Here is a 13,556-nt window from a genome sequence, read left to right on the forward strand (position 1 = left end):
CGGGCGCAGGTGCGCGAGCAGAGCTACTCACCGCGCGTTCACGGTGTGTTCACCACGCGGAAGATCGTGATCTGCGGCACGCACAGTACCCTTGAGGGTATGCGTACCGCGTATCAAGAACAGCTGCATTCACTGAATGCGGTGCTCGGAGAAATGTGCGATCTGGCCGGTTCAGCAATGGACCGTGCCACCCAGGCCCTCTTGCAGGCCGATCTCGCCATTGCCGAGGAAGTGCTGTCGGAGAACGACAAACTGTCCGAACTGTCCGCGCGCGCCGAGGAGCAGGCGTTCGCGCTTCTCGCGCTCCAGGCTCCCGTCGCAGGCGACCTGCGCGGAGTTGTCAGTGGGTTCCAGATCGTCGCAGACGTCGACCGTATGGGCGCGCTGGCGCTGCACGTCGCCAAGGTCGCCCGACGACGCCATCCCGCTAAGGCCCTGCCCGAAGAGGTCAACGGCTACTTCGCCGAGATGGGCAGGCTGGCAGTCCAGCTCGCCACCAACGCGCGCGAGGTCCTCGACACGCAAGATCCCGAGGCTGCGGTTCGTCTACAAGAAGACGACGACGCCATGGACGATCTCCACCGCCACCTGTTCACGGTGCTGATGGACCGGGACTGGCAGCACGGAGTTGCCGCAGCCGTCGACGTCACCCTGCTGGGCCGATACTACGAGCGCTTCGCCGACCACGCCGTACTCATCGGCCGTCGGGTCGTCTTCCAGGCCACCGGCCAGACGCCCGAGCAGTTCCTAGACGCTTCTTAAAGCACAGACGCTTCCCGACACACCCCCACCACCGACGTCGGTGGATCACACCCCGGTTCGGATGTGATTCACCGACGTTTCTCGTCGTGGAGGGCGTCCTGACTTCACGCACACCAGGCGCGCAGTCTAGGGTGAGCGCCATGGGCGTGCACTATCCGGCAGAACCCGATTTCAATGCCGAATCCGACGACGAAGCCGAAGCACATCTCCGGCGACGCCAGCTGTTCGTCTATGTCGGCGTGACGCTGTCGCTCGTCGCTCTGCTGGTCATACTGTTGCTCAACATGTGAGCGCCCCCATCAACGCAAAAGACCCGCGACGATTCCTCGTCGCGGGTCTTTGTCTGCTTGTGGGCCTGTGCGTCGTTGCCCGGCCGGTGATCAGCCGAAGCGGCCGGAGATGTAGTCCTCGGTCTCGCGCTTGGTGGGGTGCGTGAAGATGGTCTCGGTGTCGCCGATCTCGACCAACTGTCCCGGCTGGCCGACGCCCTCGAGGTTGAAGAACGCGGTCTGATCACTGACACGCGCAGCCTGCTGCATGTTGTGCGTGACGATGACGATCGTGAAGTCCTTCTTCAGCTCGCCCATCAGATCCTCGATGGCCAGCGTCGAGATCGGATCGAGCGCAGAGCACGGCTCATCCATCAGCAGGACGTCCGGCGAGACCGCGATGGCACGCGCGATGCACAGTCGCTGCTGCTGACCACCCGAGAGACCGCCACCGGGCTTGTCGAGGCGGTCCTTGACCTCTTCCCACAGGTTGGCGCCGCGAAGGCTTCGCTCGGCCACCTCGTTGAGCTGCTTCTTGTTGCGAATGCCCTGCAGGCGAAGACCTGCGACGACGTTGTCTCGGATCGACATGGTCGGGAAGGGATTGGGCCGCTGGAACACCATGCCGATCGTCGTACGGACGCTCGTCGGGTTGACCTCTTTGGAGTAGATGTCCTCACCGTCGAGCAGCACACTGCCGACCGCGTATGCGCCGGGGATCTCCTCGTGCATGCGATTGAGCGTGCGCAGCACCGTCGACTTGCCGCAGCCCGACGGACCGATGAACGCGGTGATGCTGCGCGGCGGCACTGCAAGAGTCACTTCCTTCACGGCGTGGAACTTGCTGTAGTAGATATTCAGGTCTTTGATGTCGAGGCGCTTGGCCATGGCATTACTCTCTCGTGCTGTTGATGTACGACGCTGTTGCTGGGCGTGCGGTCTTACCTGGACTTGGGTGCCAGGAACTTCGCGAGCAGCGCTGCGACGATGTTGAGGATGGCGATGATGATGATCAGCGTCAGCGCTGCACCCCAGTAGTAGAACGACGACGCCGGCTGACTCGCCGCCCACATGTCCTTGATGAACAGAGGCAGCGAGTTCATACCGCCCTCGAAGGGGTTGGTCTTGACCAGCGAACTCGCCGGACCCGCGAGGATCAGGACTGGGGCGGTCTCACCCATGATGCGTGCGATGGCGAGGAAGATGCCGCTGAGCATGCCCGACAGCGCGGTCGGGATCACGACACGCATGATCGTCTTCCACTTGGGGATGCCCAGTGCGTACGACGCCTCGCGCAGTTCGTCGGGTACGAGCTTGAGCATCTCCTCCGACGATCGGACGACGATCGGGATCATCAGCAGGATGAGCGCGAGACTGACCATGAAGGCGCTCTGTCCCATCGAGAGTCCGATGACGAACACCGTGAAGATGAACAGCGTCGCGACGATCGACGGCACGCCCGCGAGAATGTCGACCATGAAGCTGACCGGCTTGACCAGCTTCGACGTCGGGTACTCGACCAGGAGAACGGCCGTGAGCACCGCGATCGGGACCGAGATGATCGTGGCGACGAGCGCCTGGATGATCGAACCGACGATCGCGGGCGCGATTCCCGCGCCGTAGTCGGTTGTGGTGTCGACTGCGTAGCCGTCGCCGAACCACCAGTTCGGGTCGGTGATGGCGCTCGCTCCATTCGAGAGCACCGTCCACAGCAACCACACCAGTGGAATGACGCCGAGCGCGAAGCAGATGAAGAAAGCGGCGCGCGCACCGTTGTTGCGGATTCGACGGCTCAGCGAGATCTCGCGGAATGCCGACGGATGTTGTTTGACCGGGCCGCCGCCTGCGCCCTTATCGAGTGCGATGCTCATCCGTTGACCTTTCCGCCTGCGACCGTGCGAGCGACCGCGTTCACCACGAATGTCAGGAGGAACAGCACCAGACCGGCCGCGATGTAGGCGCTCTGGGTGTCCTGGCTACCGACGAACTCGCCGACGTCGCGAGCGATCTTCGACGCGAACGTGTCGCCGCCTTCGAACAGCGACCACTTGAGGCGGCCGACGGCGGCACTCAGGATGATCATGACGGCGATGGTCTCGCCGAGCGCACGTCCGAGCGCCAGCATCGCCGCGGCGATCATGCCGGAGCGTCCGTACGGGAACGAGGTCATCCGGATGACCTCCCACTTCGTCGCACCGAGGGCCAGTGCCGCTTCTTTCTGGCCGGGAGGGGTCTGGCGCAGCACCTCTCGGGTGATCGAGGTGATGATCGGCAGCATCATGATCGCGAGCACGATGCCCGCGGTGAAGATCGTGCCGCCGCCGCTGACTGACGTGCTACCGGCGGAGAAGAGGAAGAACCAGCCGAGCACGCTGTTGAGCCTCTCCGCGAACGGCGCGATCACCGGCGCGAGGACGTAGATGCCCCAGAGACCGAAGATGATCGACGGCACCGCCGCGAGCAGATCGATGACCGCGGCGAGCGGGCGGGCGACCTGTCGCGGGGCGTACTCCACGAGGAACACCGCGATGCCGATCGCGATCGGGGTGGCGATGACCAGGGCGAACAGCGAGGTCAGGACCGTCGCGCGGAACAACTCCCAGATGCCGAAACGCACCGTGTCGTTGTCGAAGTTCGCCGAACTGACGTCCCACTGGGACGAGAAGATGAAGTTGGCGTGGTTCGCCAGCATCGCCGGTATGGCATTGACGATCAGTGCAATGCCGATACCGGCGACGAGGACGACCACGAAGAAACCCGTGCCCCGCGCGAGGTAGGAGAAAAGCTGGTCGCCGAGTGCGCCGCGGTGGCTGCGCAGGCCCGGGTGGAGCTGCTCTTCGAGCTGCTCCTCGGAATCCGGAGGCAACTGGTCGGACGATTCGGGAGGCTGCGTGCCGGGTTCGGGCGGGGTCTCCGCCTTCCCCCGGCCCACACCGGTGGTGTCATCCACAGACATAACTCATATCGCTTCGGGTCGGTGTTTTCGTGTGATTACTGAAGGGCGTTGATCGACGAAGTCAGCTTCTGCTGGAATTCGCTCGGCAGCGGGATGTAGCCCGCGTTGACCAGATCCTGGCCCTGGTTCTGCGGTGCAGACGCCACCGAGAGGAACGTCTTGACACCCTGGCCAACCGAAGTATCGGCGTACTTCGAGCAGACGATCGAGTATGTTGCCAGAATGATCGGGTACGCGCCCGCCTCGGTCGGCTTGTAGAACGATTCGGTGTCGATGACCATGTTGTGGTTGTCGGGACCGTTCTTGAGAGTCGCCGCCGCGATGGTCTTACCGCCGGTCTCAGAGTTCAGCTCCACACCGCTCTTGTCCTGATCGGTGATGATCTTCGCCATCGACAGCTTGTTGGACTGCGCGTACGCCCACTCGACGTAGGCGATCGATCCGGGGGTCGGCTTCACTGCGGAACCAACGCCGGGGTTGCCCTGCTTGCCCTCGCCGACACCACCGTTGAAGGTCTTGCCCGCACCCTTGGTCCATCCGCCCGCGGCGGTCAGGTACTTCTGGAAGTTGTCCGTCGTGCCCGACTGGTCAGCACGGTAGATCACGCTGATAGCAGTGCTGGGAAGGGTCTTGCCCGGGTTGTCGGCGGCAATCGCCGGATCGTTCCAGGTCTTTGCCTCGCCGCTGAAGATCTTGGAGAGCGTCGGACCCGACAGCGCGAGATCGTTGACACCATCGACGTTGTAGGTCACGGCGATCGGACCGAACACGAGCGGCAGCTGCCATGCTTCCGAGCCACAGCGCTGTGCGGCCTTCTGGATCTCGTCGCCCTTCAGCGGCGAGTCGGAGCCACCGAAGTCGGTGAGATTCTGCGTGAAGTCGGAGACACCCTGTCCCGAGCCTCCGCCACCGTAGGCGAGCTCGTGACCGGGGCAGGTCTTCGCAAACGAGGTGGAGAAGATCTTCATGGCGTTGGCCTGGGCTGTCGAACCACTCGCCTTGAGTGACTGCTTGCCCTCGCACTTGATGTCAGTCACCGCTGAGGCGGGCGCTGCGCTCGTGCCGCCCTTGTCAGCATTGCTGCTACACGCACCGAGAACGAGGGCGGAGCTGGCGGCCATCACGGCGACAGCGGCTCCTGTACGACTCAATTTCACTTTCTGGTTCCCTCCAGCATCAGAACATGGCAGTCCCGCCAAGCGGCTTTGCCCGGTCGCAATGACAGTAGGGTGCCGTGGTGGACGTACCGGGCACCGAAGGTGAACGGAAGATGAATTGGACATCTCCGGCGCGGCCTGCGCGTATTAGGTAAGCCTTTGTTAAAGTCATCAGGAAGATGAGTAGTTCAGCCACTTCCCCCGACGCGTCGCGCACTTTCACCGGCGCGGCCATCGACGCGCATCACAGTGGCCATCGCAGCGCCGTCGTCGTCGGTCCGCTCGATCTCCCGGACGCGAACTGCGCGTCGCAACGGCTCATCCGCTTCGCGAAGCGTGGCCCCCACACACGCATCGGGCTCGTACCATCACACGATCGTCGCGCCTGGTCATACGCGCCCGACAGGTTGGCCGACGCCGTCCACACCGCGCCACCGACCGACGATCCCCTGGCGTTGCTCGACGTAGTGGCGGCGCTTCCACCTCGGCATCTGCGCGTCGTACTCAGTGGCCGCTACCTGGCAATCGACTACGACCACGGCCTCGGCGACACCACGCTCCTCAACACCATCGTCGACGTTCTGCTCAGCGAGGAGATCCCCGAAACCATCGCGGCATCTCCGCGCTGGTGGACGCCGACGCGTGCCCTCGCGATCGCGGGTGCAGCTGTGCTGTCGAATCCACGGCGGCTGCGCGCGCTGGCCCACATGCATCGGTCGCGCGATTACCGAGCACCGCAACCGTCAACCCTCATACCGGTCGATCCGCCGCGACAGGCGACAAGCGTGTTCGCGCGAACACCACGCGACGTCGTCGAGTTGATGCGCGCGGCCCGGACGTCGCGCGGCGCGGACGTCGGAATGTTCACGCTGCACACCGTCGCGCTCGTGCGCGCACTGACCGCCGCCGGGCTGCGCGTGAATCCGATGGTCACACTTCCCTTCGATGCCAGGGCATATCTCCCCCGATCCGTGGGCACCATGGCGAACTTCGCGGCGGGCCTCGACTTCGTCGTACTCCCCGACACAGCGCCCGACGCACTGCAGGCAGAATTGTCAGCGGCGTCGTCGATGGGTCGCCCCGTCGCGAATCTCCTTGTGACAGCGGCAAAGTCGAGAGCTGCCGCGAGGGGACAGCGCCGAAGACGGGTGGCGGCGACCGGGCAACAGTCGTGGGCGCCCGCGGGCGAGGCGGCGATCGACCTACTGCACTCCTCGGGCGGCGTCGTACCGGGACGTCATCAGCGGTGGAACTTCTCCGACACCGAGAAGGCATTGGTCATCGGCATCGCCGAGCCTCCATCACCCACCGGGATCACCGTCACGAGTGCATCGGTCGCCGGAAGTCTGTGTCTCACAGCGACGTTCCGCGACGACGTCTTTCCAGCCGACGCTGTGGCAGCCGCACTCGCGGACGTACCGGCACAGGCGTTGGCGGTGCTCGGAGAGACGATCCCCGCACCGCGGTAGTACGTCGATCACATCCGACTAGTTTGGTTAGCCTTCCCTAATCCTTATGGGTTAGGCTACCGTGGTCCGCCGTCCCGCATGCCGTCCGGAGTCGAAGTTGTCGCACCCGCATCAGCAGTCCACTGCGCCCACCCTGTCGGCGATCATCTGCTGCTACACCTCCGACCGCGCAGCGCTCCTCACGCGCGCCATCGCCGCGACACGCGCACAACTCCTCGACGTCGACGAGCTCATCGTCGTGGTCGATCACAACGACGACCTGCTCACCTCACTGACAGCGCAGTTCTCCACTGACCAGTCCGCGGTCACCGTCGTCGCATCAGCGGGACCGCGAGGACTGTCCGAGGCTCGTAACACCGGCACTCGCACTGCACGTGGTGACGTCTTGGTCTTCATCGACGACGACGCCGAGCCGGTACCCGGATCGTTCGCCGCCGTTCGATCGCGATTCGCCGGCGACGACATCAGCGCCCTGGGCGGTGCAGTCGATGCCCAGTGGCTTGCTCCCCGGCCGAGATGGTTCCCCGAGGAGTTCGGCTGGGTCGTCGGCTGCGACTATCGCGGCCTACCGGGACACGGTGCACAGATCCGCAATCCGATCGGTGCGGCGATGGCGGTACGACGCGATCGGCTCGAGGCCGTCGGAGGCTTCTCGACGGCACTCGGTCGGCACGCCGATCTTCCCTCCGGATGCGAAGAGACGCTCATGGGAATCGCTCTGCGCCAACAGTTCCCGAATTCGACGATCCTGCGCGACACGGATTTCCGTGTCCGACATGCGGTGTCACCCGACCGCACCCGGTTCTCCTACTTCACGCGCCGCTGTTACGAAGAGGGCCGCTCCAAGGCGACTCTGTCGCGCCTGACCTCAACCGACACAGCACTTTCCACCGAGCGCGGATACGCGACCCGCACACTGCCCCAGGGCGCGTGGCGTTCACGTCGCACCCCGACGCGGGTCGCGGCACTCATCGCGGGCCTGTTCGTCACATGCGCGGGGTTCGGCGCCGGAACCCTGAAATCGATTGGTCGTGGCGCGCCCGCCACTGCCCATGAGTCTCCCCGAGAGGTCAGCACCATCCCATGAAAGTCATCCGACTCCTGATCGACCCGCGCATCACGCTGGTCGCCGCGCTCGTCGTGCTCCAGTTCTTCGCCGCGGAATGGGTGGTCTCCGCGACGTGGCGTGGACAGTACTCCTACCAGACAGACCAGATCGGTCCACTCGGCCTCGAATTCTGTGGCCCACAGGGACGTTGGCCGTGCAGTGCGCTCTACCCGGTGATGAATGTCAGCTTCGTTCTCACCGGCCTGGCCATCGCGGTGGTGGCGTCGAGCTGGGCGGTGCGTCGGATCGTCACGTTCCCGCACGCGGGCGCGCTGGCCATCGCGGGAGTCGGACTGGCCGTCACCGGAATCATCACCGAGAAGACCGATTACCAACAGCATTCGGCAGCGCTGACCACCTTCTTCGTGCTCGCATCCGTGGGGCTCGCGATGATCGGGTTCTCCGGTTCGACACGGCTGGCGGCTGGGGTTCGTGCGTTCACAGCCCTCGCCGGAACGGTCGCCACCGTCGCATTCATCGCTTACGCAACAGGTTTGACCGGCTGGTTCGGGTCGGGTGGCACCCAGCGACTGATCATCTACCCGATCCTGATCGCCGTCGTGGTGGCGGGAGTGTCGAGCGGTCGGGTCCGCGTTGCCGACGACCACACCTCCGACACCGAACCCGCAGTCGCCGAGCAAGAAGTCGCCGGGCCAGAAGTCTCACAGCCGGGTCCGGTGACCACCGGATGAAGCTCGCCTCGTGCGCGCTCATCGGAGTACTAGCCATCTCACTCGCGGCCTGCACCGTCCCGCGCACGGACGCAGAACCTCCCGCAACGACGGCCAACGCCGACGTCGTCTCCGACGAATTCGACGGTCCCGCAGGCCCTGTCACGGGTGTGTGGACTGCCGAGATCGGCGGCGGAGGGTGGGGCAACGGCGAACAGCAGGTCTACACCGACAGCACGCGCAACGTGAGGCTCGACGGCAAAGGACATCTACTGATCACCGCGCGACGTGACGGCGACACCATCACATCGGCACGCCTCACGACCCGCGGCAAGTACTCGCTGCGCTACGGCACGATCTCCGCACGTATCTCGATGCCATCGGGCCAGGGACTCCATCCCGCGTTCTGGCTGCTCGGGGATTCCCTCGAGCAGGTGGGCTGGCCGCGTGCCGGAGAGATCGACGTGATCGAAACCCTCAACACCGCAGCGGATTACCACACCGGAATCCACGCGCCGCAGGACTCCAGCACACGTGGACAGACGGTGTCGGCATCCGGACCGGGACCCTTCGAACTCGCCAACACGTTTCGCACGTACTGGATGCGCAAGACGCCGGGGCGCATCGTCACCGGAATCGACGACCGAGAACTGTTCTCGGTCACACCGGCCGACCTCGCGCCCGACGCCCAATGGGTCTTCGACGCACCTTTCCATGTCCTGCTCAACGTCGCCGTCGGAGGCGATTGGCCCGGCCCCGCGTCGGACGACACCACTTTCCCCGCCACGATGACTGTCGATTGGATTCGGGTGAACACAACCGAACGGAGCTCCGGCACATGACCGAACTATTCACGGCGCCAATCGAACTGCGGCCGGTCATGCCCGCGACCGGAGGACCCGAGTGGCCCGGCGCGACCTGGGTGGGTCAACTCGACACCGCCGAACTCGACCTCGCGGACCGCTCGGCGACATTACCGTCACCTGCCGCCCTCTCGGCGCCGACGGCTATACGCGCGCGCGACTGCTCATTCGCGAATCCGTTGTGCTGGTGCGCTTCACGGAATCCCCGCTCGAGAACGGGCTCGCCACCGTCACCATCCCGCCGTGCGACGAGACACGCGACAACGGCGATGCGCCGAGCAGGCCGGTGTCGGTCGTCGTGTGCACCCGAGAGCGTCCCGAACATCTGCGTTCGGCGTTGGCATCACTGACGCTGCTGGACCATCCCGACCTCGAGATCATCGTCGTCGACAACGCGCCTGCGACAGACGCAACTGCGCGGGTCGTCGACGAATGCGACGACCCCCGCGTGCGGCTGGTGACAGAACCGACGCCCGGCCTCTCGGCAGCACGAAACACCGGCCTGCTGGCCGCATCCCACGAGATCGTGGCGTTCACCGACGACGACGTCGTCGTCGACCAGCGGTGGATCACAGGGCTGCTGGCGGGTTTCGCGCGCGCTGACGACGTCGCGTGCGTATGCGGACTGGTACCGAGCGGTGAGTTGCGGACGCCGGCACAGGCGTACTTCGACTGGCGTGTCTCCTGGGCCGACAACATCGTCGCGCGACGCTACTCGCTGCTCGATCCGCCCGACGACGTCCCGCTGTTCCCCTATCAGGTCGGGATCTACGGCACCGGAGCAAATTTCGCGGTCGATCGGGATCGCATCGTGCGCCTCGGCGGATTCGACGAGGCTCTCGGCGCGGGAACCACGACGATGGGCGGCGAGGATCTCGACATCTTCCTGCGTGTACTGCAGGCCGGGTACAGCCTGGTGTCCGAGCCAGCGGCAATCGTGTGGCACCGTCACCGCAGCGACAACGAGGCTCTGCTCTCCCAAGCGCGCGGCTACGGAGCTGGACTCGGCGCGGTACTGACCAAGATCGCGTTCGACCGCGCGCACCGTCGACTCGCGTTCTCCGTGTTGCGCAAACGTTTCCGTGCCGTGTCCCGTGCTTCGGCGGCGTACGGCGGTGTCTGCCGTCCACCCGATCACGTGCTCGTCGACATCTCGGCGTCGGTCGGTCGGTCGAGGTGTTCTCAGTCCTGCGCGGTCCGTTGGCCCTCGCCCGCGGACGGCGAGCAGGTCGTCACGCCACCCCGCTCCACGCGGCACGCGACCGCGCGGTCGTCGATTCCGGTGCGATCCGATGACAACGAGCGCACCGACCCATACCGCGAAAGACAACGCGCCAGCGCCGACCTCGGCTCCCGACACCGTTGACCCACAACGAGTCACGTATCGGCTCGCCGACGCCGCGCTCGTCGCGGCGGTATGCGGACTCCTCGGGCTCATCCCGCTACCCTCTCCCGTGCGCGCAGTGCTCGTCGCAGCATTCGTATTCGTCGGGCCCGGTGCCGCGATCACCACGTGGGTACACGTCCCCCGCAGACTCCTGCCAGCTGCCGTCGTCACGCTCAGTATGTCGGCCACGACTATCGTGGCCATCGGTGCGATGTGGTCGTACCGATGGAATCCGACGGGCATCCTCGTCGTCGGCACTTTCGCCGTGGTGGCCAGCAGCATCTACTGGTACGTGCGGGCGCGATCGTTTCCACCGCTACGTTCGTGAGCCGCCGATGTCGCCGCCCGCGTACGAATGTCGCTGCGCAGCATCGGCCTCGACATATCGGTGGTCTTCCTCGCAGTCGCACTGATCCTGTGGATCGTCGCGCTGAGCATCGGGTTGCCCGGCGTGGACGCCAGCTTCTTCGGACTGCTGTTCTCCGGCGCCGGAGCTCTTCTCATCCCGGCTGTCGTTCTCGTCGCCGTCGCGTTCGTGATCGCGATCGCCCGACGGCGCGTCCCCGTTGCCACGGCCGCCCTGCTCACACTGATCGTCGTCGAGCGCGCCACCACCTGGCTCGGAACCGAAGTGCCGCTCTATGAATGGACGTACAAGCACATCGCCGTCGTACGCTACGTGCTGGCACACGACCTCATTCAGCCCAACGGCACCGACATCTACGCGCAGTGGCCTGCTTTCTTCGTCACCACGGCCTGGTTCTCCGATGTCACCGGCCTCGACCCGATGACCCTGGCGCATGTCTTCGCGCCCGTGATTCACCTGCTGATCGCGATCATCGTCTACTCCGCGGCCCGAACGATCGGATCGTCGACTCGAGTGGCGATCACGGCGGCCTTCTGCGCGGAGATGGTGAACTGGGTTGCGCAGGACTACTTCTCGCCGCAGGCCTGGACCCTGGTCATCGCCTACGGACTCCTCGCCATGCTGATCGCCTCACGGCATCACCGGCAGGCGGGCATTCTTGCCATCATCCCGTTCGCCGCGATCGTCCCCACACATCAACTCACACCGTTCTGGGCACTTGCGGCGGCAGTAGCGCTCGTCATCTTCCGTCAGGCGCGCCCGTGGTGGGCGGTCGCGGCGATGATCGGTATCACGGGTGCGTACCTGGCACTCAACTTCGAAGCCGTTGCCCCGTACGGAATCCTGTCCGGCGGCAATCCGGTCAGCAACGCAACCAGCAACGTGACCGCTGCCGGAGTGCCCGCGAAGGAGATCACGTCGCTCGTATGTCGAGCGCTGTCGGCAGGCGTGCTGCTGCTCGCCGCGCTCTCCGCGGTGGTGGGCTGGAAACACAAGCGGCCGTACGTGATCGCGTGTGCGATCGTCGCCTTCTCGCCTCTCGCGCTGCTTCTCGGCCAGAGCTACGGCGGCGAGGCGATCTTCCGCGTGTACCTGTACTCGCTGTTCGGCTGCGGACTGCTCGTCGCACCGCATATTGTTGCGGCTCTTGACGGTTTCGGTGCCGGTCGACGCCGCGCCCTCGTCGCATGGGCGGGCGCACTCGCTGTCGTCGCTGCGGCGCTGGCAGGCGCCTACTCGTATTTCGCGCTGTGGCCGACCGTGGTCGAGACCAGGGCGCAGGTCGAGGCGATCGACCGCATCACCGCCGACGCACCTCCCGGCACGCGGATCATCATGCTGTACGGGGCGGGACTGCCTGCACGAATCAACGACAACTACGCCCCGTTGACACTTGCCAATCCGTATTTCGCTATCCACTCTCCTACGAGTTGGCCGACACGCGAGGCACTTTCCCGACAGCGGAGCAACTCGGTTGGCTCGAGTGGAAGGTCGGCGAGACCGATAAGCCGACGATCGTCGCCTTCACCACGCAATCGCGACGTGTCATCGAGTACTACGGCGAATACCGTCCCGGTGCACCGGCCGAGTTCGAGCAGATCATGCGCGAGACCCCTGGCTGGCGAACGGTCTGCCTGACCCAAGCACAACATCGCTTCACCCGAACAAAAACGGGGCGTTCCGCGGAACGCCCCGTTTTTGTTCTTCCGTTGTCCAGGACCCGAAGTGGCGGGCGGTCTCTAGCGCGGCGCCGCCTTCGGATCATGTTCCAGCACAAGGGTGTCGGGATTCTCGTGAGGTTGCTGCGCCCGTGGATTCGGCAACTCTCGTGGGAGCCGACCTCCTTGATCGACAGGCCACTGCGTGCCATCCGCACATTGATGACGGTCTCGATCTCGAAGCCGTCTCCCCACTGAGCTTCTGCCAGCGTGGTGTCCGGCAGATCGAGAACAGCTACGTGATGACGCCAGAAAGCGTTGTAGCCGTAGCAGAGATCGGCAAAGGTGGTGTGGAAGATCCGGTTGACGAGAAAGTTCAGACCCTTGTTTCCCAGACGGCGGAACGTCGTGATGTCGTCACTGCCACCGCCATGGGAGAACCTGCTCCCCTTGGCCAAATCGGCTCCGCTGACGAGAGTTTCGACGAATCGAGGGATCTCGGCCGGGTCGGTCGAGCCGTCGGCGTCGATCATCACGATGATGTCGCACGTCGCGGCCGCGAAACCACATGCCAGTGCGTTGCCCTTGCCCGCGCGGGTCTGCGGAATGATCACCGCATCGGGCCAGAGCCTGCGCGCCACATCCATGGTGTCGTCGACCGAGTTCCCGTCGACGACGACGATCTCATCGACCGTGGGCATACGTTCGGCGACGTACGGCAGGTTCAGCGCCTCGTTGCGAGCGGGAATCACCACCGTCACGGTCGGCTCCCGCGACGCTTCCGAGCCGTCGCCATCAGGCGTTCCCGGCTCGAATTCGTGTTCAAACTCGGTCATTTCGTCGTCTACCGCGCGCGGAGTCTCCCCGTTGAACGTGTCGGTCACCGATC

Annotated in this window: 14 protein-coding genes; 9 read left to right on the plus strand and 5 right to left on the minus strand. The window is 64.9% G+C overall.

Going from position 1 to position 13,556, the window contains the following annotated elements:
- The first annotated feature begins 99 nt into the window (after positions 1–99).
- Both phoU and A5766_RS24700 read left to right on the plus strand, forming a co-directional pair.
- Positions 100–762: a phosphate signaling complex protein PhoU gene (gene phoU / locus A5766_RS11465; protein WP_039855035.1), complete on the plus strand. Its 663-nt coding sequence runs from the start codon at positions 100–102 to the stop codon at positions 760–762.
- Positions 763–902: 140 nt separating this feature from the next.
- The gene (locus tag A5766_RS24700; RefSeq protein WP_168431243.1) at positions 903–1,052 is read left to right on the plus strand and encodes a hypothetical protein; all 150 of its coding nucleotides are present in this window, start codon (positions 903–905) and stop codon (positions 1,050–1,052) included.
- 90 nt (positions 1,053–1,142) lie between these two features.
- On the opposite strand, the gene pstB is transcribed toward A5766_RS24700, so the two are convergent.
- Genes pstB through pstS form a run of 4 tightly spaced genes read right to left on the minus strand, consistent with a single transcriptional unit; the run spans position 1,143 to position 5,144 of the window.
- A complete protein-coding gene (gene pstB / locus A5766_RS11470) occupies positions 1,143–1,919 on the minus strand; it encodes a phosphate ABC transporter ATP-binding protein PstB (protein WP_005204271.1) in 777 nt (258 codons plus the stop codon).
- Between the two features lie 53 nt (positions 1,920–1,972).
- Complete coding sequence (gene pstA / locus A5766_RS11475; protein WP_005204269.1) at positions 1,973–2,902, minus strand: phosphate ABC transporter permease PstA; 930 nt, start codon at positions 2,900–2,902, stop codon at positions 1,973–1,975.
- The gene (gene pstC / locus A5766_RS11480; RefSeq protein ID WP_005204267.1) at positions 2,899–3,987 is read right to left on the minus strand and encodes a phosphate ABC transporter permease subunit PstC; all 1,089 of its coding nucleotides are present in this window, start codon (positions 3,985–3,987) and stop codon (positions 2,899–2,901) included. Before pstC ends, pstA begins: the two co-directional genes overlap by 4 nt.
- 35 nt (positions 3,988–4,022) lie before the next feature.
- Positions 4,023–5,144, minus strand: a complete 1,122-nt coding sequence (pstS, locus tag A5766_RS11485; RefSeq protein WP_039855004.1) for a phosphate ABC transporter substrate-binding protein PstS — start codon at positions 5,142–5,144, stop codon at positions 4,023–4,025.
- Between the two features lie 179 nt (positions 5,145–5,323).
- On the opposite strand from pstS, the gene A5766_RS11490 reads away from it, so the two are divergent.
- From A5766_RS11490 to A5766_RS11515, 7 genes are all read left to right on the plus strand, one after another.
- Positions 5,324–6,613 (plus strand): hypothetical protein, encoded by a 1,290-nt coding sequence (locus tag A5766_RS11490; protein ID WP_005204263.1) that lies wholly within the window; start codon positions 5,324–5,326, stop codon positions 6,611–6,613.
- A gap of 97 nt (positions 6,614–6,710) precedes the next feature.
- Entirely contained in the window at positions 6,711–7,700 is a 990-nt protein-coding gene (locus A5766_RS11495; protein WP_039855003.1) for a glycosyltransferase family 2 protein, read from the plus strand.
- Positions 7,697–8,413 (plus strand): DUF998 domain-containing protein, encoded by a 717-nt coding sequence (locus tag A5766_RS11500; RefSeq protein ID WP_005204258.1) that lies wholly within the window; start codon positions 7,697–7,699, stop codon positions 8,411–8,413. Before A5766_RS11495 ends, A5766_RS11500 begins: the two co-directional genes overlap by 4 nt.
- Positions 8,410–9,234, plus strand: a complete 825-nt coding sequence (locus tag A5766_RS11505) for a glycoside hydrolase family 16 protein (RefSeq protein ID WP_005204255.1) — start codon at positions 8,410–8,412, stop codon at positions 9,232–9,234. Before A5766_RS11500 ends, A5766_RS11505 begins: the two co-directional genes overlap by 4 nt.
- Before the next feature lie 208 nt (positions 9,235–9,442).
- The gene (locus tag A5766_RS11510) at positions 9,443–10,621 is read left to right on the plus strand and encodes a glycosyltransferase family 2 protein (protein ID WP_231894620.1); all 1,179 of its coding nucleotides are present in this window, start codon (positions 9,443–9,445) and stop codon (positions 10,619–10,621) included.
- Complete coding sequence (locus A5766_RS25025; protein ID WP_231894621.1) at positions 10,548–10,970, plus strand: hypothetical protein; 423 nt, start codon at positions 10,548–10,550, stop codon at positions 10,968–10,970. The genes A5766_RS11510 and A5766_RS25025 overlap by 74 nt, the downstream gene beginning before the upstream one ends.
- A gap of 27 nt (positions 10,971–10,997) precedes the next feature.
- Entirely contained in the window at positions 10,998–12,647 is a 1,650-nt protein-coding gene (locus A5766_RS11515; RefSeq protein ID WP_231894622.1) for a hypothetical protein, read from the plus strand.
- On the opposite strand, the gene A5766_RS11520 is transcribed toward A5766_RS11515, so the two are convergent.
- Complete coding sequence (locus A5766_RS11520; RefSeq protein ID WP_082933763.1) at positions 12,565–13,503, minus strand: glycosyltransferase family 2 protein; 939 nt, start codon at positions 13,501–13,503, stop codon at positions 12,565–12,567. The two genes, A5766_RS11515 and A5766_RS11520, sit on opposite strands and share 83 nt — an antisense overlap.
- Between the last annotated feature and the right edge of the window lie 53 nt (positions 13,504–13,556).

This window comes from Gordonia sp. 852002-51296_SCH5728562-b, assembly GCF_001665475.1.
Classification (GTDB): Bacteria; Actinomycetota; Actinomycetes; order Mycobacteriales; family Mycobacteriaceae; genus Gordonia; species Gordonia sputi.

Bases quoted from the DNA above. Each gene is read 5' to 3' on its own strand.
- A5766_RS11490 (WP_005204263.1), top strand. From the start codon at position 5,324: ATGAGTAGTTCAGCCACTTCCCCCGACGCGTCGCGCACTTTCACCGGC.
- phoU (WP_039855035.1), top strand. From the start codon at position 100: ATGCGTACCGCGTATCAAGAACAGCTGCATTCACTGAATGCGGTGCTC.
- A5766_RS11500 (WP_005204258.1), top strand. From the start codon at position 7,697: ATGAAAGTCATCCGACTCCTGATCGACCCGCGCATCACGCTGGTCGCC.
- pstA (WP_005204269.1), bottom strand. From the start codon at position 2,902: ATGAGCATCGCACTCGATAAGGGCGCAGGCGGCGGCCCGGTCAAACAA.
- pstC (WP_005204267.1), bottom strand. From the start codon at position 3,987: ATGTCTGTGGATGACACCACCGGTGTGGGCCGGGGGAAGGCGGAGACC.
- pstB (WP_005204271.1), bottom strand. From the start codon at position 1,919: ATGGCCAAGCGCCTCGACATCAAAGACCTGAATATCTACTACAGCAAG.
- A5766_RS25025 (WP_231894621.1), top strand. From the start codon at position 10,548: ATGACAACGAGCGCACCGACCCATACCGCGAAAGACAACGCGCCAGCG.
- A5766_RS11515 (WP_231894622.1), top strand. From the start codon at position 10,998: ATGTCGCTGCGCAGCATCGGCCTCGACATATCGGTGGTCTTCCTCGCA.
- A5766_RS24700 (WP_168431243.1), top strand. From the start codon at position 903: ATGGGCGTGCACTATCCGGCAGAACCCGATTTCAATGCCGAATCCGAC.
- A5766_RS11505 (WP_005204255.1), top strand. From the start codon at position 8,410: ATGAAGCTCGCCTCGTGCGCGCTCATCGGAGTACTAGCCATCTCACTC.
- A5766_RS11520 (WP_082933763.1), bottom strand. From the start codon at position 13,503: ATGACCGAGTTTGAACACGAATTCGAGCCGGGAACGCCTGATGGCGAC.